The organism is bacterium (assembly GCA_023382385.1).
GTDB lineage: Bacteria > Electryoneota > RPQS01 > RPQS01 > RPQS01 > JABWCQ01.
In genome coordinates this window covers 620,878-643,603 of record JAHDVH010000002.1, presented here as the reverse complement: position 1 = coordinate 643,603, position 22,726 = coordinate 620,878, and the positions used below count along the sequence as shown (strand labels likewise).

The 22,726-nt window shown below is 56.4% G+C and carries 24 protein-coding genes; 22 read left to right on the top strand and 2 right to left on the bottom strand.

Going from position 1 to position 22,726, the window contains the following annotated elements:
* The first annotated feature begins 21 nt into the window (after positions 1-21).
* The 22 genes from gyrB (at position 22) to KJZ99_06875 (ending at position 18,614) form a co-directional block, all read left to right on the top strand.
* Positions 22-1,956: a DNA topoisomerase (ATP-hydrolyzing) subunit B gene (gene gyrB / locus KJZ99_06980; GenBank protein MCL4305641.1), complete on the top strand. Its 1,935-nt coding sequence runs from the start codon at positions 22-24 to the stop codon at positions 1,954-1,956.
* A 3-nt stretch (positions 1,957-1,959) separates the two neighbouring features.
* A complete protein-coding gene (locus KJZ99_06975; protein MCL4305640.1) occupies positions 1,960-2,280 on the top strand; it encodes a nucleotidyltransferase domain-containing protein in 321 nt (106 codons plus the stop codon).
* Positions 2,277-2,654, top strand: coding sequence for a HEPN domain-containing protein (locus tag KJZ99_06970; GenBank protein ID MCL4305639.1), 378 nt, complete (start codon positions 2,277-2,279; stop codon positions 2,652-2,654). The genes KJZ99_06975 and KJZ99_06970 overlap by 4 nt, the downstream gene beginning before the upstream one ends.
* A 78-nt stretch (positions 2,655-2,732) precedes the next feature.
* Positions 2,733-3,245, top strand: a complete 513-nt coding sequence (locus KJZ99_06965) for an SRPBCC domain-containing protein (GenBank protein MCL4305638.1) — start codon at positions 2,733-2,735, stop codon at positions 3,243-3,245.
* A 213-nt stretch (positions 3,246-3,458) separates the two neighbouring features.
* On the top strand, positions 3,459-3,803 hold the full coding sequence (locus tag KJZ99_06960; GenBank protein MCL4305637.1) for a hypothetical protein: 345 nt from the start codon (positions 3,459-3,461) through the stop codon (positions 3,801-3,803).
* Positions 3,804-3,835: 32 nt separating this feature from the next.
* Entirely contained in the window at positions 3,836-4,966 is a 1,131-nt protein-coding gene (locus KJZ99_06955; GenBank protein ID MCL4305636.1) for a saccharopine dehydrogenase NADP-binding domain-containing protein, read from the top strand.
* Complete coding sequence (locus KJZ99_06950) at positions 4,945-5,364, top strand: VOC family protein (protein ID MCL4305635.1); 420 nt, start codon at positions 4,945-4,947, stop codon at positions 5,362-5,364. The genes KJZ99_06955 and KJZ99_06950 overlap by 22 nt, the downstream gene beginning before the upstream one ends.
* Positions 5,365-5,625: 261 nt before the next feature.
* Positions 5,626-6,471, top strand: coding sequence for an LOG family protein (locus KJZ99_06945; GenBank protein MCL4305634.1), 846 nt, complete (start codon positions 5,626-5,628; stop codon positions 6,469-6,471).
* Positions 6,468-7,001, top strand: coding sequence for a rhodanese-like domain-containing protein (locus tag KJZ99_06940; GenBank protein MCL4305633.1), 534 nt, complete (start codon positions 6,468-6,470; stop codon positions 6,999-7,001). The genes KJZ99_06945 and KJZ99_06940 overlap by 4 nt, the downstream gene beginning before the upstream one ends.
* A gap of 247 nt (positions 7,002-7,248) precedes the next feature.
* A complete protein-coding gene (locus tag KJZ99_06935; protein ID MCL4305632.1) occupies positions 7,249-7,728 on the top strand; it encodes a DoxX family membrane protein in 480 nt (159 codons plus the stop codon).
* Positions 7,729-7,738: 10 nt separating this feature from the next.
* On the top strand, positions 7,739-9,514 hold the full coding sequence (locus tag KJZ99_06930) for a T9SS type A sorting domain-containing protein (GenBank protein ID MCL4305631.1): 1,776 nt from the start codon (positions 7,739-7,741) through the stop codon (positions 9,512-9,514).
* A gap of 1 nt (position 9,515) precedes the next feature.
* Positions 9,516-10,511, top strand: a complete 996-nt coding sequence (locus tag KJZ99_06925; GenBank protein MCL4305630.1) for an esterase — start codon at positions 9,516-9,518, stop codon at positions 10,509-10,511.
* Between the two features lie 30 nt (positions 10,512-10,541).
* A complete protein-coding gene (locus KJZ99_06920; GenBank protein ID MCL4305629.1) occupies positions 10,542-11,069 on the top strand; it encodes a putative metal-dependent hydrolase in 528 nt (175 codons plus the stop codon).
* Positions 11,069-11,593, top strand: a complete 525-nt coding sequence (locus KJZ99_06915; protein ID MCL4305628.1) for a putative metal-dependent hydrolase — start codon at positions 11,069-11,071, stop codon at positions 11,591-11,593. Before KJZ99_06920 ends, KJZ99_06915 begins: the two co-directional genes overlap by 1 nt.
* A 28-nt stretch (positions 11,594-11,621) precedes the next feature.
* Entirely contained in the window at positions 11,622-12,191 is a 570-nt protein-coding gene (locus tag KJZ99_06910; protein MCL4305627.1) for a hypothetical protein, read from the top strand.
* A gap of 9 nt (positions 12,192-12,200) precedes the next feature.
* Entirely contained in the window at positions 12,201-12,548 is a 348-nt protein-coding gene (locus KJZ99_06905; protein ID MCL4305626.1) for a hypothetical protein, read from the top strand.
* A 12-nt stretch (positions 12,549-12,560) separates the two neighbouring features.
* On the top strand, positions 12,561-12,941 hold the full coding sequence (locus KJZ99_06900) for a hypothetical protein (GenBank protein ID MCL4305625.1): 381 nt from the start codon (positions 12,561-12,563) through the stop codon (positions 12,939-12,941).
* A 20-nt stretch (positions 12,942-12,961) separates the two neighbouring features.
* Positions 12,962-13,273, top strand: a complete 312-nt coding sequence (locus tag KJZ99_06895; GenBank protein ID MCL4305624.1) for a hypothetical protein — start codon at positions 12,962-12,964, stop codon at positions 13,271-13,273.
* Between the two features lie 12 nt (positions 13,274-13,285).
* Complete coding sequence (locus KJZ99_06890) at positions 13,286-13,795, top strand: DUF1572 family protein (GenBank protein MCL4305623.1); 510 nt, start codon at positions 13,286-13,288, stop codon at positions 13,793-13,795.
* 62 nt (positions 13,796-13,857) lie between these two features.
* Positions 13,858-16,371, top strand: a complete 2,514-nt coding sequence (gene gyrA, locus KJZ99_06885; GenBank protein MCL4305622.1) for a DNA gyrase subunit A — start codon at positions 13,858-13,860, stop codon at positions 16,369-16,371.
* A 41-nt stretch (positions 16,372-16,412) separates the two neighbouring features.
* Positions 16,413-17,864, top strand: a complete 1,452-nt coding sequence (locus KJZ99_06880; GenBank protein ID MCL4305621.1) for a sugar transferase — start codon at positions 16,413-16,415, stop codon at positions 17,862-17,864.
* A gap of 9 nt (positions 17,865-17,873) precedes the next feature.
* Positions 17,874-18,614, top strand: a complete 741-nt coding sequence (locus KJZ99_06875) for a redox-sensing transcriptional repressor Rex (protein ID MCL4305620.1) — start codon at positions 17,874-17,876, stop codon at positions 18,612-18,614.
* Between the two features lie 75 nt (positions 18,615-18,689).
* On the opposite strand, the gene nth is transcribed toward KJZ99_06875, so the two are convergent.
* Together nth and KJZ99_06865 are read right to left on the bottom strand one after the other, a co-directional pair.
* The gene (gene nth, locus KJZ99_06870) at positions 18,690-19,334 is read right to left on the bottom strand and encodes an endonuclease III (protein MCL4305619.1); all 645 of its coding nucleotides are present in this window, start codon (positions 19,332-19,334) and stop codon (positions 18,690-18,692) included.
* 1 nt (position 19,335) lies between these two features.
* Positions 19,336-22,722: a T9SS type A sorting domain-containing protein gene (locus KJZ99_06865; protein ID MCL4305618.1), complete on the bottom strand. Its 3,387-nt coding sequence runs from the start codon at positions 22,720-22,722 to the stop codon at positions 19,336-19,338.
* Positions 22,723-22,726 lie beyond the last annotated feature (4 nt).

Here is a 22,726-nt window from a genome sequence, read left to right as displayed (position 1 = left end):
AGAATAGTTCCGATTTCCCACATGTCCGATACACTATTTGATAGCAAAGTGAGCAAAGATTACGGCGCATCGTCTATTACGGTGCTCAAAGGACTGGAGGCCGTGCGCAAGCGCCCGGCCATGTATATCGGCGACATCGGCACGCGCGGTTTGCATCACCTCGTCTATGAGGTGGTGGACAACTCCGTGGACGAAGCGATGGCCGGACACTGCACAGAAATCGAGATGACTGTCAACACCGACGGCTCGGTAAGCGTGCGCGACAACGGGCGCGGCATCCCCGTCGAAATGCATCCGACTGAAAAGAAGTCTTCACTCGAAGTCGTAATGACCGTGCTTCATGCGGGCGGAAAGTTCGACAAGGATTCCTATAAAGTCTCGGGCGGTCTGCACGGCGTCGGCGTGTCCGTTGTGAACGCGCTTTCGGAATGGCTGAAGGCGGAGGTGGTGCGCGACGGCACACGCTATGAACAGACCTACCGCCGTGGAATTCCTGAGGGTCCCGTCAAAGAGCTGGGCCGCGCGCGCGGACGCGGCACGACGGTGACGTTTATGCCGGATGCGCAGATTTTCAAGAACATCGATTTTGTGTTCGACACCCTGCTCGAACGCCTGCGCGAACTTGCCTACTTGAATCGCGGATTGAAGATTGTCGCCGAGGACAAGCGCGACGGCACGCAGGCCACGTTCGAATTCAAAGGCGGCATCGCGGAATTCGTGAAGTATCTCGACGAGAACCGCACGCCGCTGCAGGCGAAGCCGATCTATTTCGCCGTAGACCGCGAAGGAGTGCCGATTGAAATCGCGCTGCAATACAACGACGGCTACACGGACAACATCGTCACCTACGTCAACAACATCCACACGATCGAAGGCGGCACGCATCTGGTGGGCTTCAAAGCCGCACTGACCCGCACGCTGAACAACTATGCCGCGAAGAGCAAGCTGTTCAAGAACGAGAAGATGTCGTTGTCGGGAGACGACGTGCGGGAGGGGTTGACGGCGGTGATTTCGGTACGCGTGCAGGAGCCGCAGTTTGAAGGTCAGACGAAGACCAAGCTCGGCAACGGCGAAGTCAAGGGCATCGTTGAGCAGGCGGTGAACGAAAAGCTCGCGGAATACTTTGAAGAGCATCCGCACGAAGCGAAGAAGATTGTAGAGAAGTCCATTTTAGCGGCGCGGGCACGCGAAGCGGCCCGCAAGGCGCGCGATCTCACGCGACGGAAGACAGCATTAGAATCGGGAAGCCTGCCGGGCAAACTTGCGGATTGTTCGACCAAGGACATCGAGCGCTCGGAGCTGTTCATCGTCGAGGGCGACTCGGCGGGCGGCTCGGCGAAGCAGGGACGCAACCGCGAGTTTCAGGCGATTCTGCCGCTGCGCGGAAAAGTCATCAACGTCGAAAAGGCACGGCTCGACAAGATTCTCGGCAACGAGGAATTGCGCACGCTGATAACTGCCATCGGCGCGGGTATCGCAACCGAAGAGGATTTCGATATCAGCAAGTGCCGCTATGGAAAGATAATTATCATGACCGACGCGGACGTGGACGGGCAGCACATTCGCACGCTACTCCTGACGTTCTTCTTCCGCTATCAACGGCCGCTGATCGAACAGGGGCGGATGTTTATCGCGCAGCCGCCACTCTACGGCGTATGGAAGGGCAAGAAGAAGCGCTATGCGATGGACGAAATCGAACGAGACAAAATTATCAACGGAGAATTCGGCGGGGCGCAGGGCGTGGTGGTGCAGCGTTACAAGGGACTCGGTGAAATGAATCCGGATCAGTTATGGGAAACCACGATGGATCCCGAACACCGCGTGCTGTTGAATGTGACACTCGAAGATGCTGCCGCGGCGGACCACACGTTCTCGATGCTGATGGGCGATGCCGTCGAACCGCGCCGCGAGTTCATCGAGAAGAACGCGAAATACGCGACGGCGATTGATGTATAAGAAATGAACGAAGCCTTAAGACCCATTCTTGCCGAGTTGAAGCTGAGGCTGACGGAACTCTACGGAGAACGGCTGTCGCAATTGATTCTGTTCGGCTCACAAGCTCGCGGTGATGCGACGGAGGATTCCGATGTAGATGTGCTGGTGGTGCTGGAAGGGGAGGTTCAGCACTCGGACGAGCTTGAGCGCATCAGTTATATCACAGCGGAGTTGTCAGGGGAATTGGGAGCGTTGATTTCAACCGTAGTGGTGTCGCGGCGAGATTTTGAAGCGAGAAACCGCAGGATTTATCGGAACGCCGCAAACGAGGGGGTCAGAGTTTGACCGACGAGCAGAGGAGGTGGCTTGCGAAAGCGGACGATGCATTGCGTGGCGCGCGACTTCTCCTTAAGGATGGTCTATGCAACGATGCCAACTCAAGATCGTACTATGTGATGTTTTACGTAGTATGTGCACTCATGTCCGAATTTGAGAAGCGATACAAGAGCCATTCAGCTCTGATTTCTGCCTTTCACGATAACTGGGTGAAGACCGGACAAGTTGATAAAGACTACCACAGGTTCATAACAACAGCCTTTGACCGTCGAAACAGCTCGGACTATGACAATGTTTTTCAGGACACCCACGAGGCATCGGAACAACAAATAGTCAGAGCTGAGGCGTTTCTGAAGCTGGGTCGGGAATTACTTGCGAGATAATAGGTTTAGAGCAATCGTTAATTTCGAAATCCAATCCTCCTTGGAACAATCGAGGCAAGGAGTAGAGTATTCTCACTTATGCACACATTCACATTAAACTATGCGGCACCGGCGTCGGTGGAAAAAGTATGGCTGGCGCTGACGGATCCGAAGTATACGACGAAGTGGGACGGTAACCGCTGGGGGCAGAATGACGGGCGGGTCGGCGGGAAGCTGCGCGCACGCAACGAAGAGGGCACATTGTTCGAAGCGGAGATTCTGCTCTATGACGTGTGCGAACGACTGGCCGCGCTGGTGGCGGTTCCCGTGAATCCCGAAGAGCCTGAAGAGGGCAGCTATCTTGTGCGGCAGGAGTTCACACTTGAACCACAGCAGGGAAAGACCGTTTTGCATTTGAAGATGACGGGATTTCCGGACGAAGCCGCGATGCAGATGATGCAGAATTCGTGGGGCGGGTATTATTTGGAGAAGATCGGCAAAGTCGCCGAATCTGTGAGCGAGCAGGATGTCGAGGAGTTTTTGTCACACGTAGACGAGCATGATTTTCCGGGACACGTGCGACACACGGAACTTGCGACAATCTTGAGATAGAGCGGCTGCGGGCGGGAGACCCGCGGCGACAGGTTTAGGGGAAGTGTTACGCCGAACCCTCACGGGCCACGCGTGACAGAAATGCAGGTTCAGCAAATTCTCTGGGGAGCAGATGATGAGTGGCAACCATTTCACCTAACTGACAGATGTAACAAGGCTATGAGTTTTGTAAGACAAGGACGCGGCTCGCGCCCGCGACGCCCGCAACGCCACATGATGCCGGAAGTACCGGACGGCTACATTGTTCAGGTACATTTCGCAGGACGACCCGGAACCTCCAAGCGCATCATGAATGCGCAGCGCCGCGACATCGCGGCCTATCTTGAGACCTTGAGAAATCACGGCAACCTGCTTGCCTGCGGCCGCTACCTTTCGTCGGTCGGCGGCATGTGGCTGCTCAAAGTCAAGACACTGCTGGACGCAGAGCGCATCGCGCGCGAATATCCACCGATAAAGAAAGATCTTTTAACTTTCCGTCTCAATGTGCTGGTTGACACGGACGGCTCGCTGTTGAAACAGCCGTTGCCGCGCTCCGAACACGAGCTTGAACCAGCTTAAACGTTCCGCTTTGAGTGGAACGATAGAACTCCATGCAACCTGAAATTCTGATTCTTGGCGCGGGTCTGATGGGCCGCGTCGCAGCGCACTTTTTTGTGCATCACCCCGAAGGGCCATACCGCGTCAGACTTGCAGACCTCTCGCGCGGCGCAGTGGACGAGGCCATTCAGTGGCTGAATTCCGAACACGTCGAAGGCGTCGTCGTTGACGTACAGCGCGACGAGTCGCTGGACAAGGTACTGAAAGGCATCAAGGTCTGCCAGTCGTGTGTGCCGTATTTTCTCAATCCGCAGATTGCCCGCGCGTGTCTTGAGAACGGCGTGTCGTTCGTGGATCTCGGCGGCAATCCGGAAGTCACCGACAAGATTTTGTCGAAGGACGCCGAAGCGAAGGCCAAGGGAGTGTGTTTGATTCCCGACACCGGACTGGCGCCCGGACTGACGAACATTCTGGCGTGGGAGCTTGTGCACCGCTTCGAAAAGTGTGATGATGTGCACGTACGGGTGGGCGGTTTGCCCAAAGACCCAACCGGCAGATTAAAATATGCACAGGTTTTCTCGATTCACGGGCTGCTCAACGAGTATCTGGAAGACGCGCGCGAAATCCGCAACGGAGTGGAAGTCAAGGTGCCGTCGCTCGACGAAATCGAAACACTGTATTTTGACGGAGTGGGCGAACTCGAAGCGTTTATCACGTCGGGCGGCACATCCACGCTGCCGCGCACGCTGCTCGGCAAGGTACAGAGGCTCGACTACAAGACGATTCGCTTTCCCGGGCACGCGAACTATTTACAGTTTTTGCGCGAGATCGGGATTACGTCGAAGCGCGCCTTTTTGTTTGGCGGCACGTCCGTGTCACCGCGCGAACTGCTGACGCACGTGTTGGAAGAGATGCTGCCGAAGAATGTGCCGGACATGGTGCTGGTGCGGGTCTGGGCGAAGGGTGATGGGGGACGCGAAGAGAAGCTCGAACTGACCGTGCTGCGCGACGACGTGAACGGAATTTCCGCGATGGGGCAGATGACATCGTTTCCGTCGGCGGCGATTACGCGCGCGATTTATCTCGGACAGATTCCGGCGGGCGCGCATCCGCAGGAGACTGTGGTGAACTTTGAGACGATGAAGAGCGAATTGGCGCTTCGGTGGATTCACCTGAAAAGTTAGCAGCGGGCGAGATGCAGCAGATTCTGACTATCCTGGCGGTGGCGGAGGTGAAGCGCGCCGCAGACTTCTATCGGTCGGCGTTCGAGTTTAAGCAGACGGTGGATGTGCCGGTGTATGCGGAATTCGAAATGCCTGACGGCAGAAAGATCGGACTCTATGAACGCAAGAGTTTCGGCGCGAATACCGGAATAGTTCCCAATGCCGTCGGCGCGAGAGAGCTTTCCGGCGCTGAGCTGTATTTTCATTGTGATGATCCGGCTGCGCAATGCGCAAGATTAATCAGCGCGGGCGCCACCGAACTTTCGTCGTGGCAAGCTCGCAATTGGGGCGATGATGCGGCTTATTTCCGCGATCCCGATGGGCACGTGTTGGTGGTTGCAAGGGCGAGCCAGGGGTAATCTACAGTTCGTCTTCTAAGTGCTGAAGAATCAGGGGAAAGACGGATGTTCAGCAGAATGAATATGTTACAGAAATCTGCCCATCCGTTCAAAATGTTAAACTTCTGTCCTCCGGCCAATGTTCCCGAACCTAATAAAGAAACGTAAAAACAAATACTTAGCCAGAATTGATGGCGGAAGTGAGGGGAACCATCCGCGCCATTATGAGGTATGAGTTAATATCCGCAGGTTTGCCAGCGGATTCAGAAAGGACCTCGCGACTTGATTGAAAGCGACAAGGTGTTCTATCCCAAGGCGTATGACAATCCCCGCTTTCTGCACAGCGCGCACGCGCGCAGTCTCCGCATCTTAGGAGAATATCTGGAGCCGCAATCGCGGCTCCGCTTGCAGAAAATCCGGAGCACGATTGTTTTTTTCGGGTCAGCGCGCTCGGTGCCGGAGGAAGAATACAAAGAGCGGCTGGTTGAGCTGCGTGCTCAATGGGAAAATGAACCGGGAATCACACCCGCGATCATGGAGCAGCGCGCGCAGTCGTTTCACCGGCTGTCATTCTATTATCACGAAGCGGAAAAGCTGGCGGCGAAGGTCGCGGCGCATTATCAGCAGATGCCGGATCCGCGCGACCGACACGTCGTGTGCAGCGGCGCAGGTCCGGGAATGATGGAGGCGGCCAATCGCGGCGCGAACAAGATCGGAGCCAAGACACTTGGACTGTCGATCAGTCTGCCGCACGAGCAGGGAGTCAACCGCTATCTCGATCCGCCCTACACGTTCGAATTCCACTACTTCTTTATGCGGAAGTATTGGTTCGTCTATTTGGCTCGCGCGTTGGTGGCGTTTCCAGGCGGATTTGGAACTTTTGACGAATTGTTCGAGTGTTTGACGTTGGTACAGACGCAGAAGATCAGACGGAAGCTGCCGATATTGCTGTACGGCAGCGAGTTCTGGAACAGCGTTGTGAATTTTGACATGTTGGTCCGCTGGGGTGTGATTTCGGCGGAGGATTTGAGTTTATTCAAGATCTGCGACGACGTGGACGAAGCGTTCAATTATCTGACGGAACAGATCGACGTCTCACGCGGAGTTGAAACAACAGAGGAACCATGAGTTTGGCGAAACAGATTACGACATTGGTTATCGCAGCGATTCTACTGGGATTGGGCACGCGGGTTGTCACCAAGAATGATACACCGCTGTGGGGATTTCCGCAGCCGATCAAACTGCAGCCTGCGCCGTCGTTCGCGGCGGAGGGAGCCGCCAAGCCTGACAGCCTGTTCGCGGCGTCAAGCCAGCCGTATGAAGTGGATTTGGCGACGGCGATGGTGCTGTATATGAAGCGCACGAAGAGCAACATACATTTTGTGGATTCGCGGGAAGCCAAGCTCTATGCGGAGGGGCATATTCCCGGGGCGATTAACGTATCGTATGATCACCTTGATCAGGACGGACAGAAGTTTCTCGAACTGCCGAAGGAAGATTTGATTGTCATCTACTGTGACGGAGGCGATTGCCATCTGTCGCACGACTTGTCGGAGTGGGCGCTTGCAAATGGCTATGGCAGGTTAGCCGTGTTCACGGGGGGCTGGGCGGAATGGGCGGCCGAAACAGAACTCATTGAGACAGCCGGCGAGAACTGATTGGGCGGTCCAAGTGCAGCACTTGCCGCAGGAATAGATTGGAGATGAAGCGGGCTTACCGGCGGGGGTGAGCCCGTTTTCGTTTGGCTTTGGCTGGCGAAAAAAGCGGAGAGAAAAGCCGCAAGCCGCAGATGATTCCAGCCGAGAGGATTGGACACAAAAAAGTCTCAAATCTTTGACGTAACTTCTTGAAAATATCGGGACTTTGCCTTGACTTTGTGACAGAGTATTACTATACTAAAATGCTATGCACAGGAACTTACGAGATCAGATACTGACGGGTTTGGATTGGGGCTTCCGGCTGCTGCTCGCCGGCGTGTTTTTGTATGCCGCCTGGCCGAAAATGCTGGACCCCGGAGCGTTCGCGAAGGCGATTACCAACTACCGTTTCAGCCTGCCGCTCATCGGACAGGATTATGTGTATGCGGCTGCGATTTTGATGCCGCCGCTGGAAGCGGTGTGCGCGATATGTTTGTTCATGAGCCGATTGCGGCGCGGTGCGGCGCTGCTATTGAGCGTGATGCTGGTTATCTTTATCGTAATGATAGTGCAAGCCGTTTTGCGCGGCTTCAATATAGACTGCGGATGTTTCGGTGCATCAGCAACGGCATCTGCACTTGCGAGCAAGGTCGGCTGGCAGAAAGTTCTCGAGAACACCGGATTCTTGGTTGCGGCAGTGTTTGTCTATTTGCGCGCGTGTCCGCCCAAACCAAAGTATAAGCTGTAGGAGTCACCGCATGGGGACGCGGAATACACTTGTGCTCTGGATTGTGTTACTGTGCGCGGCAGTGGCCGCCGCGCAGCATCGTCTGATTCCGCAACGTCCGGCGGTTTTGCCTGAGTTTCGAGTGCCGGAAGAGAATACGCGCTCACTTGATGAGCCGTGGGTGTATGTGCAGACGCTCTACGACGTGGCGCAGTTCATGCCCGATTCGTTCGGCGCGGTGCCTGTGGGCTATGCGACGACACACGAAGGCCGTGCGTTTGTCGCCACACTGCACACCGTTTTTGGCACGTATGATGGCGGACGCACGTGGGCCAATCTCGATCCTCAACCGCCTCCGGGCCAGTCCCCCACCTTCTCGGGTTTTCGCTTTCCGAAATTCATCTCCGATATCACTGCACGTCCCGTGCTGCGAACGGAAGCGATTTATGATACGCTGTATATCACGGCTTTCAACACGACAACGTTTGACGGCGCGGTGCGCCTGCTGCGCGGATTCGGGCCGATTCACGTCGTGCATCCCGACACCAGTCTTTTTGCGCGGCGCTGGTTGACCGGCATCGCAGCGCCGGATTCACAAACAGCCGTTGCCTTCGCGGGATTCGACGCGGATATCTATCGGAATGATTCGATGGGTGTAAACCGCAATTGGGATACGCTCGCTTATCACTTCAGCGGCACATGGGTCAGCGAAACCGCAACTATTGGAAATGTGATCGTCGCGGTCGGTTCGCATATCTGGCGTTCCGTAGATAATGGAATCAGTTGGGTGCAGCTGCCCTCGGCCGATGTTTTGGGCGATGCGGATATCTGCTTTTCGCCGAGCGGCGCGGTGGGTTTGGTTTGCGGCGGTCGCGAAAGTCCGTCTGCGGGCTGGGTGAGAGCGAGTGCGGATTCCGGAGCGACATGGTCGGCGCGCCGCGTGACGACGTCCATTCCGTTGCGCACGGCGGTGATGGTGAACGACACGCTGGGGTTCGTGGCGGGCGGCATCGCGGCGAATGCGACTGGACAAGTCTGGCGCACGATAGACGGCGGCAACACGTGGGAGCTGGATTTGAGTGTTGACGCGGAAATCACCGAACTCGGCGTCGCGCGCGAGAGCAACGCATACATCAACGTCATCGCGGCGGGTTACTTTGCAGACTTTCGCGGCGGCATCTGGCGCTCGCGTTACTTCGCTCCGGATACATCGGGAGTGGTGCTGGTGGCAAGCCAAGATACCGTGCGCTTATTCGCCGCAGTCGGGCAAACGGATGTCGCACAGTTCACAATAAGTAATCTTGGCAACGATCACGTGCTTGTATCGGACGTGACGACGAGCGGGCCGTTTTTCAACGACTGCTGTCCGTTTGAAGTGTTGCTGGAGTCGAACGAGTCCATGACGGTCACGGTGATGTTCATTCCATCACAGGATGGAGTGTTTGAAGTTCCGATGCGCGTGACGAACGACGCGGGACAACTGCTTGAGATTATCGCCGTAGGGGAAACCGGAACTCCGGCGCGGGACGGCGGGCCGGTGCTGCCGGATATGCCGACGCTTTCAGTGTTTCCCAATCCGGGAAATGCGGAGTTTCGACTGAACTATACGCTGACGCATGCGAACGACGTGACGCTTAAGCTATTTGATGTGACGGGTCGGGAGATTGCGACGCTGGTCAACGGCCGACGCGAAGCGGGCGAGCACGTGCTGACATGGAACGCCGGCTCGCAGGCGAGCGGAGTGTATCTGGTCGTGTTGCAGGCGGGAGATGCAAGACAAGTGCAAAAGATAGTGTTGTTGAAATGAGATGCGGCTGCGCGGTCAATTAGTCATCGAAGAGTTCCGTTCGCGGTGTCTCGCGGACAATCCGCTGGGGGATAACGCAGTGCGTGAGATTCCTGTGTACCTGCCGGAAGGATACTCGAAGGCGAGGGAGTATCCGCTGATTGTGCTGCTCTCGGGATTCACGGCAAGCTCGCTTTCGCATTTGAATTGGAGCGCGTGGGGCGAGAATTTTCCAGAGCGCGTCGAACGGCTCATCAGAGAGCAGAAGATTCCGCCGTGCGTCGTGATGATCCCGGATTGCTTTACGCGGTTGGGCGGCGCACAGTTTCTCAATTCGAGCGCTACGGGCGACTACGAGGATTTTGTCTGCGGTGAACTGCTGCCGTGGACGCAGACAGAATTTCACGCGGGGTTGCCGCCCGAGCAAACCGTGCTGATGGGCATCTCTTCCGGCGGCTACGGAGCGTTCGTGCTGGCGGCGAAGCATCCCGAATTGTTCGGGTGGGCGCTTGTGCATTCGGCGGACAGCTATTTTGAGTATGGATATCTGCCGGAGTTCCCTTTGGCGCTGCGCGAATTGCGAAAATATTCGTCGCCGAAAGAGATGATCGCACACTACGGCAATCCGCTGAAGAAGGTTGCGCATCCGGCAATCAACATCACGGCGATGTCGGCCTGCTATTCTCCGAATCCGCTTTCTCCGTGGGGGTTCGACTATCCGTTCGACCTGGAAACGGGCGAGCTGCGCGACGACGTGTGGGCGCGCTGGCTCACGCATGACCCCGTGCGAATGGCCGGCGACGATACGGTCGTCGAGAATCTGAAGAAACTTTCTGGGCTTTACATCGAGTGCGGACTGGCGGATGAGTTTCATTTGCAGTGGGGCGCGCGAATTCTCTCCACGCGTCTGACGGATGCGGAAGTGCCGCACACGCACGTTGAGTTTGACGGCGGGCACTTCGGGCTGCAATGGAGGTATGACGAGAGCTTGAAGTGGTGGAACGAAAGAAGACATTAGAACGAGAAGCGCGGAGCATCGAGTTTGGATATTGAACAGCAGAAATACCCCATCGGAAAGTTTGACGGCAGGCGACCGGCGACGGCCGAAGCGCGCGCAGCAGCCTTTGCGAGTCTACGCGAGCTGCCGTCCAAGCTGAGAGCGGCGGTGGCGGGATTAAACGATGCACAGCTTGACACTCCGTATCGCGAGGGTGGCTGGACGGTGCGACAGCTTGTGCATCATCTGGCCGATTCACACTTGAACGCCTACATGCGTACGAAGTTCGCGCTGACAGAAGATGATTACGTCGTCAAAACATACAATCAAACGTCGTGGGTGATGACGCCGGACGGAAGGTTACCCGTTGAACCGTCGCTGAAATTTCTGGATGCGCTGCACGAGAAATGGATTCTGTTGCTGGAGAGTTTGAGCGACGAGCAATACAACCGCACGTTCACGCATCCCGAGCGGCAGGGCCAAACGCTTGACGTGAAGTGGCTGCTGGGGCTTTACGCCTGGCACGGACAGCACCACACGGCGCACATCACACAACTTCGTGAACGGATGGGATGGTAGTGGACGACGCGCTGCGCTATCCGATCGGAAAGTTTCACTATTCGGGACAGTCCACCGCCGAAGAGCGCAAGAATCAGCTTGAACAGATTCGCGCGCTGCCCGTGGAGCTGGGGAATGCGATTGACGCGCTCGACAGCACACAGCTTGAAACTCCCTATCGCGAGGGCGGCTGGAGTGTGCGGCAGGTCGTGCATCATATCACGGATGCAAGCATCATCTTTTACAGCCGAACCAAACACGCTTTGACGGACGACCGACCTAAGTTTCTCGGATATAATGACGACGCATGGCTGAAGCTTGCCGACACCAAGACGGATCCCGCCGCGGCCGTGTTGCTGCTGACAGGTTTACACGTGCGCTGGACGGCAATATTGGACGCCATGCAGCCTGCGGACTTTGAGCGGCGCTACATTCACTTTGAGCGCGGCGAAGAAACTGTTGACCGTCTCATCGCTTATGCCGCTTGGCACGGCCGGCATCATACCGCACACATCACTCACCTGCGCAAGCGGATGAGCTGGTAGCAAAAGCATCAAATCACCGGAGGTCGGAATGAGCACGCGATTCATTTTGGCGGGAGTTCTGGCGGGCTTGGCGATGTTTGTGTGGGGAGCGATCTCTCACACGGCGATTCCGTGGCATGATGCGACCTACTGCACATTTCGCGACGAGGATCTGGTTGCCGAGATTCTGATGCACGAAGCGCCGAACTCGGGAATCTATGTCGCGCCGATGGCGGGCGCGCTCGAGAGAAACCTGAGTCCCGAAGAACGACAGAAAGCTCAGGAAGAGGCGTGGGACAAAAGCGCGCAAGGCCCCAACGTTTTCATGTCATTCCGCCGCGAAGGGACGAGCGGCATGGCCCTTCCGATGATCCTCGATTTTCTCGTGCTGGTGCTCGTTTCATTTGTGATGCTGTGGGTGCTGCGAACAGTGCCCAATCTGACATTTTCCGGCAAGGTGTTGTTTGTGGTCATAGCAGGGACTGTGGGGGTCGCGCTCGTGCAGCTTGAACAATGGGTGTGGTGGAGCTTCTCGACCGGATACGTGCTCGTGAATATTGTGGACAACGCGATACGCTGGGCAATCGGTGGCGTGGTGCTGGCGAAACTGGGGAAGTAGCTCGCTCGTATGAACATCTACCACGTCTGGTGCAACCTGAAGGAATCGCGGCGCGATCTTGAGTTTGTCGAGAACGTGCGCGTTTATCTGGACTTCTTGAAGAAGACGGGGGAATTGGTCGAGTGGCGGTTGACGAGACGAAAGCTCGGTTTCGGACCCGCCGAACTCGGAGAGTTTCACATCACGATGGAATTCAAATCGCTGGTGGAGCTGGAGAACACGTTCGGCGACGTCGCCAAGCGCACCGGCGAGATGGAGGATTTACACCGCAAGGTGTTTGTCATGGTAACGGATTTCAAATCGGCGCTGTACCGCGATTTTCCAGATCCGGGACGCAGCACGAATGTTGAAGAATAAAGGAGTAGCAGCATGAAAAGCAGGTTATTGATGATCGCTTTTGCGGCCTTTCTGTTAAGCGGCGCGGCAATGCTGTCCGCCCAGACAGACCAGTCCGCACAGCCCACACAGGCCGAAGCACTGAAAATGCAAGCAGATTCGCTCGAAGCGCGCCGCCGCGCACTGCGGGAAGAAGGCACCGCGCTCGATCGCCGCGAGTTTGAACTCAAGCAGGAAATCGCGGACCTGACCGGCCGCTTAAAGGCCGCAAAACTCGAACTCAAGCGCAATGCCGTCGAGAAGAAGGACCACAAGATGCGCATGAAAGAGCTGAAGCTCGACAAGAAAGAGCACAAGACCGACAAGAAAGAAGCCAAGCGGGCCGCAAAAGAAGCGAAGCGATCCGCAAAGTAAACGGACGGATTACCAACTTTATGTCTGATCAGAAGCTGAAACCCGGCTGGCAGCCGGTGGACGATGTCAACTGGGACGCATTCGAACGCGCCATCGGCGAATGCAAAAACAAGCAGCAAATCCTTGCGCACCTGCGCAACTTGTTTGAGCAAAAGGGCTACGCGAACATGATTCGCGCGGCACAAGTCGCCTACAATAAACTTGTGGAAGTGCTGCCCGGCAACAAGTCTTCCATCGGCGTGCATACTTACGTGGACGGGAAGGAAATCTACTGCAACTTCCGCTTTGAGCCTGCCGGCGGCAAGCAGGATAAGGATTCCTTTGACTACTGAGCGAAACATAGCATGAGCGACAATCCTTCGGCATTCTTTCTGGAGACGAGTCAAGCGTTCTTGCGCGAGTACTACGGCAAGATTGAAGAAGCGGTGAACCGCCTGAACGACAAGCAGGTGTGGGAGCGGCCCAATCCGGCGTCGAACTCAATCGGAAACCTGCTGCTGCATCTTGCGGGAAACCTGCGGCAGCACATTATCTCAGGCTGCGGCGGGCAAACCGACGTGCGCAAGCGTTCGCAGGAATTCGCCGTCCACTACGATGAAGCACTTGCTCCAACGAAAGGCGTGCTGCTGAGCGATCTTGAACAAACCGTTCAGGAGGCATGTGACGTGCTTGCGGCGCTCGATCCGGATCTCTTGATGGAAACGCGCGTGATCCAGAACAAGGAGGTCGTCCTCCTGCAGGATATCTATCATGCGGTGGAACACTTCTCGTATCACACGGGACAGATTATCATCCGCGTGAAGGATATGACATCAGAAGGTTTTCGCTGGTATTCTTACTTGGAGGGGACATGAAAAGGGTGAATAGGCGGTCGATGGCGGGAGAGATCATGCAGTCAATCATAACACGATAGCACATGTCCGACAAAGACAATCTGGAATTGCAGCTGGCCGGTAACGGCAACGGGAACGGCGAAAACCGCATCATCCCGGTGAATGTCGAAGACGAAATGAAGTCTTCGTACATCAATTACTCCATGTCCGTGATCGTATCGCGGGCGCTGCCTGATGTGCGTGACGGCCTGAAGCCTGTGCACCGTCGCATCCTCTACGGCATGCTCGAACTGGGCTTGGGTGCAGGCAGGTCGTATAAGAAGTGCGCGCGTATCGTCGGCGACGTGATGGGTAAGTATCATCCGCACGGAGACGCGGCGATTTACGATACGCTCGTGCGCATGGTGCAGGATTTCAGCTTGCGCTACCCGCTTGTGGACGGTCAGGGCAACTTCGGATCGGTGGACGGCGACGGCGCGGCGGCGATGCGATATACCGAAGCGCGAATGAACCGCATCGCGGAAGAGATGCTGGCGGACATCGATAAGAATACGGTGGACTTCGTTCCGAACTACGACGAATCAATCATGATTCCCTCCGTGATGCCGTCGAAGATTCCCAACCTGCTGGTCAACGGTTCGGACGGAATTGCGGTCGGAATGGCCACGCGCATTCCGCCGCATAATCTGAATGAAGTGTGTGACGCCGCGATTGCGATGATCGCCGACGACACAATTACCACCGAAGGCTTGATGCAATATGTGACCGCGCCGGACTTTCCGACGGGCGGCATCATTTTCGGCAAGCAGGGAATCCGCGACGCATACTTGACGGGACGAGGCAAGATCGTTGTGCGCGCGAAAGCGAATATCGAACAGCCGGAAAAGGCCAACGCGCGGGTAAAGATTGTTGTCAGCGAGATTCCCTATCAGGTGAACAAGACTCGCCTGATCGAGCGCATTGTCGACCTTGTGAACGACAAAAAGATTGAGGGCATTGCAGACATCCGCGACGAATCGGATCGGGACGGCATGCGACTGGTTATCGAGCTAAAACGCGAAGCGGTCGCCGAAGTCGTGATGAACGCTCTGTACAAGCACACACCGATGCAGGAATCGTTCGGCGTCATTATGCTCGCGCTGGTGAAGGGTGTGCCGCGCGTATTGACGCTGCGGGATCTGATCGGCGAGTTTATCGAACACCGCAACGAAGTCACGCTGCGGCGCGTGCGCTTTGAGCTGCAGCAGGCGATGGATAGGCTGCATATCCTTGAAGGTTTGCAGATTGCCGTCGATCACATTGATGAGGTCATCAGCATCATTCGCGGCGCGTCGTCACCGGATACGGCGGCGATGGAGCTGCGCGACCGTTTTGGATTGTCGGAGAAGCAGGCGAAGGCAATTCTCGATATGCGTCTGGCGCGACTGACGGGTCTCGAACGGCAGAAGCTTGCAGACGAAATCCGTGAAATCAAGGCAAAGATCGCGGAACTTGAGCCGCTGGCCAAAGACGAGAACCGTAAACTGCGACTCGAAGTAGTAAGAAAAGAGCTTGAAGAGGTCAAGGAGAAATACGGCGACAAGCGACGCACGGAAGTCGTGGAAGACGAAGCGGAAGTCACGGTTGAGGATTTGATTGCTCCGGAGGATATGGTCGTGACGATTTCACACTCCGGCTATGTCAAGCGCTTTCCGGTTTCGGGTTTCCGAAAGCAGGGACGTGGCGGACGCGGCTCGCAGGGAGCGACCACCAAGGAAGAGGACTGGGTGGAAACGCTGTTTATCGCATCCACGCATGACTACATACTCTTCTTTACAGACCGCGGGAAGTGCTATTGGCTGAAGGTTTACCAGATTCCGCAGATGGGCCGCGGCACGCGCGGCAAGGCTCTGGTGAATCTCATCGAGCGCAGCGCAGACGAGAAAGTTCGCGCGTACGTTACGGTCAAGGAATTCGCCGATGACCAGTACGTGTTGATGTGCACGAAGCGCGGCACGGTCAAGAAGACCGCGCTGTCCGAGTTTTCCAATCCGCGCTCGACTGGTATTATCGCGATTAATATTTCGGAAGGCGATGAGTTGCTGGATGCCGCGCTGACCGATGGCGACAACGAAGTGATCATCGGCACAACGGAAGGCAAGGCCGTCCGCTTCCACGAAAGCGACGTGCGGGCGATGGGCCGCACGGCGACCGGCGTGCGCGGAGTGCTCTTGAAACCTCATGTGGACGCAGTCGGTATGATTGTGGTGCGCGGTGACTCCACAATTCTGACCGTTACAGAGAAGGGCTACGGCAAACGTTCGGGAGTTGCAGATTATCGCCTGACGAAACGCGGCGCGGGCGGCGTGCTGGCCCTCAAGACGACCGACAAGACGGGTCGTATGGTTGCCATGAAGGAGGTCGGCGACGCAGACGACCTGATTATCATCACCGTGCAAGGTGTCGTCATCCGGCAAAGCGTGAAGGACATCCGCGCGATGAGCCGCGTGACGCAGGGCGTGCGCGTGATCAGACTGGACGACGGCGACAAAGTTTCCGATGTCGCGAAGATCGTGAATGAAGAAGACGAAGAAATTGAACTGGATACGGAAGCGTAATTCCGAAGCACACTTTGCACGAAATGGCGAATCCGGGAGCAATGAAATCCGGGCAATCGAACTCGCTGCATCATAAGGCGACGCGTTCATCGCGTCAACGATCGCTGCTCTCTTCCTTCTGGCTGCCGATGGCAGGCAGCGGAATGGACTTCTTCGGTGTGCTTGCCGCGTCGCTGCTCGCCTTTTATATTCGCTTTTTCGGACCGGTCTACGAGGTATTTCACTCATACTGGGTGCCGAGCGCGCTGGAGTATCTGTCGTTCGGCGCGCTGCTCGGCCTGACTTACATTTTGATAGGCTGGTCCTATCATCACTACGCGACCGAAGTCACGGTTCCGCTGGATCAGGAAATCGCGCGGATCATTCGCGGATCGGTGCTCGCGATGGGGCTGGTGATGGCGGGAATCTTCTTCTACCGCGAGTTCTCCTATTCGCGGCTGGTGTTCCTGCTTACGCTCGTGCTGATGATTCCGATGCTGGTTGTTTCAAGAGCGATTTACCAAAGGATGCGCCGCTCGCTGTTCAAGCGCGGCATCGGCGTGTCGAGAATCGCCATCTGGGGCAGCGGATCGGAAGCGGCGAAACTCTGGAATAGCCTAATGGGCGAACGCGGCCGCGGCTTTGAGTTGGTTGGCGCGCTCGGGCCTTCTCCTGTTCCTGACGGACCGAGCCTCGGCGACATTCACGCGCTGCGGAATCTCTGGCAGGAACATGAACTCGACGCACTGATGCTTGCTCCGTCGCCGGAAGAAGAGCATGAGCTCGGCGAAGTTGCCCGCGCGGCCGAAGGCACGCCGCTTGAATTGCTCTACGTTTCGGCGGCGGTGGACATGACACGTTCACGCGTGCAGGTGACCGAAATCGGCGGCAAGCCCGTTCTTAAACTTAAGACGTTGGCAATGTCGGGAATCGGTTACGTCATGAAACGCATTCTGGACTTTGTGTTTTCCGCGCTGTTCCTGATCGCCTTCTCGTGGCTCTATGCGATTATTGCGCTGGCCGTCTATCTTGACAGCGGGAAACCGCTCTTTTACAGACAACGGCGTGTCGGGATGGACGGGAAGGAATTTGATATGATCAAGTTCCGCTCCATGCGCACCGACGCCGAATCCAAGACCGGTGCAGTATGGGCGGTGCGCGGCGATCCGAGAGTGACACGCGTCGGCAAATTTATTCGGCGGTGGTCACTCGATGAGATTCCCCAGTTTTGGAGCGTGCTGCGCGGCGATATGTCGCTCGTGGGACCGCGTCCGGAGCGGCCCGAGTTTGTGCACAAGTTCGCGGAATATATTCCCAATTATCTTGACCGGCATCGAGTGAAATCGGGATTGACGGGTTGGGCGGTAGTGAACGGATTCCGCGGCAGCGATACGACAATCGAGGAGCGCACGGAATACGATCTGTTTTATGTCGAAAATTGGAGCCTCTGGCTCGACTTGCGGATAATGCTGCGCACGATTGCGGCGGTAATTTCCGGCAAAGGTGCAATGTAAGGAAGGGTTATGGCTGCTGAGCAGACAAAGAAGAAAGTTGCGGCGAAGTCACGCCGCAAGGCGCGCAAACCCGTTGCGCGGCCCAAGAAGCAGAAGAATTCGAATCACGTTTCCGACGCGACGGTTAAGCGACTCTCGAAATACTATCGAACACTGCAGACCGCGTTAAGTTCGGAAAAGACCACGATCTCTTCGGAAGAAATCGGGAAGCTAAACGGCCTCACCGCCGCGCAGGTGCGGAAAGACCTCTCGTTTTTCGGCGCGTTCGGCAGACGAGGGCTCGGATACAGCGTCGTGGATTTGCATCGCGCTATCAGCCGCATTCTGGGACTACACCGCACGTGGCACGTCTGTCTGGTCGGAGTCGGGAATATCGGAACCGCGCTTGTGCACTTCAAACAGTTTGCCGAGCAGGGATTTCTGATCCGCGCGGTGTTTGACAGCGACCCCCAGAAGGTCGGCCATGAAGTCGGCGGACTTGTCGTTCAGGATTTTGCAAGTCTGAAACGAGTCCTTGAAGAGGAGAACATTAAGATCGCAATTGTGGCGGTTCCCGCGTTTGCCGCGCAGCGCGTCGTCGATCAACTTGTGGAAGCGGGAATTCGCGCTATCCTGAACTTTGCTCCTGTTTCCATTTTTGTGCCGAAAGGCGTCGCGGTGCGCTACGAAAACATGGCGATCGAGATTGAAGCGCTGTCCTATGCGCTTTCGAGCAAAGGAGTCAAGCCGAGACAAATTCTGGGAGAGTAATCCCGTTGTGCTTTGAATCAAGAACCCCGGTGATGAGCCGGGGTTTTCTTGTTTAGCAGTTAAGATCAAAGTGATCTATTCCACGCCCACCTTTGGGCAGAACTTCGTCAACGTGCACTCCGCGCAGTTAGGTTTACGTGCGCTACAGACGCGGCGGCCATGCCAGATCATGGCGTGCGAGAAGTTTATCCAGTGCTCCTGCGGGAGCAGCGCAATCAAATCTCGCTCGATTTTCACGGCATCCTCGCTCTTCGTAAGTCCCATGCGAGCGGAAAGCCGAGAGACGTGAGTGTCCACAACGACACCTGATGCGATGCCGTAGGCCGTGCCGAGAATAACATTCGCCGTTTTACGGCCAATGCCGGGCAAGGTGATCAGCGTCTCCAAGTCTTGAGGCACGTTTCCCCCGAATTGATTCACGATCGCGTTCGCGAAGCCCAGAATGTTTTTGGCTTTGTTGCGGAAGAAGCCGGTAGACTTGATAATCTCTTCGATGTCTTCCTGAGTTGCCGCGGCGAGCTTCGCCGGAGTTGGAAACTTCCTGAACAGCACGGGCGTAACCATGTTGACGCGCTCGTCGGTGCATTGCGCGGAGAGTATCGTCGCGACCGCAAGCTCGAACGCATTGGCATGCGTCAAGGCACACTCGGGCTGCGGATAGAGTCGGAACAACTCTTCAGTAATCCGTGCCGCGCGAGCCTTCGGCGAGAGCTTCGGCACGCTATTTCAGCAACGTCAATTTGCGAACGATCGTCTCACGTGCGGCGTCCACACGCAGGAAGTAGATTCCCGACGACAAACCGGAGCCGTCAAACACAATCGTATGCGAACCGGCATCGCGCTCCGCGTCCAGCACGGTAGCGACTGTTTGACCGAGCTGATTTGTCACGCGAACGGTGACGTGTGTGCGTGTCGGCAGATCAAGCGTAAATTGTGTCGAAGGATTGAAGGGGTTGGGATAGACTTCGCCGACCTGAAAGGCTGTGGGTAGCGGCCGGTCGCTGACCGACGCGCCGCCTTCAATCGTGAAGTCGCCCGCACTCTCAACGTAGGTTCCCAGTGGATCCAGCGGTGTTGCCAGTCGGATTCGCGCGCGAGTAGTTGAGGCACCGCGCGGTGTCCAGAGCCAGCTGCCGTCGTTTTCCGTGACGCTTGTTAACAATTCCCAGTTGCCATCCGGATAGCTGCGGTTCAACATTACGCGGAATGTGCCCGGATATTCGGCAGCGCCCCAAGTGATCTCATAAGGCTGATCCACAACGACGACCTCGCCGCCATTCGGCGAGAGCACCGTCATCTGCGGCGCGCGCATGATGAAGTCCGTCTCGGACATGTCGTTCAGCCACGGCTGCTCGTCGCTCGTTACGCGAATCCGGCAGCGTTCACCACCGGGCTGTAGCACGCGCCAGAGATAGGAATCCGCGCCTGAGTAATTCTCGGCAAGCATCTGCCAGTTGCCGCTCGGGTAATCCCGATTGAGTTCTATCGAGACGCTTCCTTCCACGAGCACGCGCTCAAAACGGATTGTGTCATTCGTTCCGGTCAAGACGGTCTGTCCGCCATTCAAAGATAACAGATTCAGCGCAGGATTGACGATGCGCGAATCGGCGTTGGAAGTGTCTGACAGATCGCCTTGTGTCAGATGTGTGATGCGAAAGCGCGCGTGATCCGTCACAGGTCCGGAGACGATAAGTGCATGAATTCCGTCATTCGGAGTCGACGCGACAATCGTTTCCCATGCGCCGCTCGGATAGTTGCGATTCAACGAGAGACTGACGTTGCCGCCGAACGTCGTGCCGGACCAGCGTATCTGAATCGTGCTGCCAACCGCGAGCAGTTCCGTACCGTTCGGATAGAGCATCGCGAGCGTCGTTGAACCGGTCGGAATTTCCCACATGCCGCGTCCGTGCGTCGCCGCGCGCAACACGCCCGATTGGGTCTGCATATCCATATCATCCACGCGCACCGCCGGCAATCCGTCTCCGAAGATGTGCCAGCTTTGCCCGCCGTTCTCAGTGCGAAATACGCCGATGTCCCCGCCCGCATAAAGCACCGCCGGATCATTCAAGTCCACAATCACATCTTGAAACGGCACATTAGGCAAATTACCGGTGATATCCGTCCACGTGGTTCCCGATGTCACCGATTTCCATACGTGGCCGCCCGAGAATCCGGATTTTGTAACATACACCGTGTTGGGGTCATACGGGTCGGGCGTGATGCGCGTCGTATACGTTCCCGGAAGATTGCCGGAAACATTGATCCACTGTCCGTCCTGCGTGTCATAGCGAAAGACCGAGGAGCTGCTGCCAAGATAAAGTCTTCCCGGCAACGCGGGAGATGCGGCCAGCACTTGATTGGAGCTGCCGACCGGTCCGAGGTTCACCCAATTTCCGTTGCGCCCCTGAGTGGGCGACATCCAGACGCTGGCGCCCGTGCCATTGGTCGTTGTGTAGATCGTATTCGGGGCGAAGGGATCCTGAACGATTGGCGTCACCCACGGCCCTGTTCCCGAAATGCCGGGATTGATTTCCGAGAAGTTGTGTCCGCCGTCGTCCGAGCGATAGCGATTGCCGTTCTGATACTCTACGTATATTGTGTTGTTATTTGTGTAGTCCACCACACAATAGCCGCCGTCGCCTCCGAACACCATATCCCAATCCCCGTCGCCATCGTAACGAGACGTGCCGTTATCCTGCGTGCCGCCGTAAGCCAATGCCGTATCGAGCGTCGCATTCCCCATCGCATAATATTGATAGGTGTCGAATCCCGTATTTTTCTCATTCCATGTCTGACCGTTGTCGTAAGAGACAAAAATCCCGCCGTCGTTGACATCCCAGAGTTGATTGGGATCGGTCGGATGAAAAATCAACTCGTGATGATCGGCATGCGAGAAGGTCGGTTCACCAAATGAGTGGTGCCACCACGAGCGACGCGACCAGTTCTGCCCGCCATTCACCGAACGATAGACATCCAGCCCGGCATTGAAGACGACTTCCGGATCGTTCGGTTTGACCGCGATGGCCATGTCATACCAACCCTGACTGGCGTAGTGGTTCTCTTCTCCCGGCACCGACATCTGTTCCCACGTCACGCCGTTATCCAGCGACCGAAACACGCCGATCATCTGCGATCCGTTGTAATCGAAATCTCCGCACACTCCGCAATACACCACCAGCGAATACTCGCGGAAGAAATCAATCACGTAGCGACCCGTAATAGAGGATGACGGCAGACCCGTTGACGACGGCAGCCACGTCGCGCCGTTGTCCGTCGAGCGATAGACTCCGTTCTGTGTCGCGCCCCACGGGTAGCCCGCCGCGCACAGCAGCACATCCGGATTCTGCGGATCGCGCTTTAGTTCGTTGATGTTGCCCGAGCGCACCAGATCAAAACTCGCGCCGCCGTTCGTCGAGCGATACAATCCGTCGTTCGTGGACGCGAGCACGTTGTTTGAGTTGCGCGGGTCGATGCTGATCTTCAGAATGGATTTGCCCTGCGAGTAGGTGTAATTCAGGCTCGTCAGGTTCCACGTTACCCCTCCGTCCACAGACTTCAGCAATCCGATACCTTTGATGGCGTCGCCGTTGAAGTAGCCCTCTCCCGTCCCCATGAACATGATATTGGGATTGCTTAATGAGATTTCGAAACATCCCACCGCAAGATTGGGCAGCGCATCCGTCAAGGGATACCAACTCTCGCCCGCATTGTCGCTGCGATAGAGTCCGCCGCCGACGGAACCCGCAAACATAATGTTCGGATTATTCGGATGAAATCTCAGCACACGAGTTCGGCCGCCGTGATTGAACGGCCCTAATGCGCGCCACGGTTCATCGAGCGACACGCGCTCCATCCGCTGCATTTCCTCCCACGCGCGCCAACGCGCGCCTGCGGGAATTGTGCCGTCGGGATACGCACGCTGTTCCACGTCATACAGGTAGCGCATATACGGCTTCCAGCCGTGCGAGCGCGGCCACTCCGCGCGGGATTCATAATATTGTTTGAACGGCGCAAGGTCGTTCTGAACATTGATCTGCACGTCCGCCGTCTGCGCGAACGTCAGGGAAGAAACTATCACTATCCAAAGCAGTGCGAGAAGCTGTAACATTGCT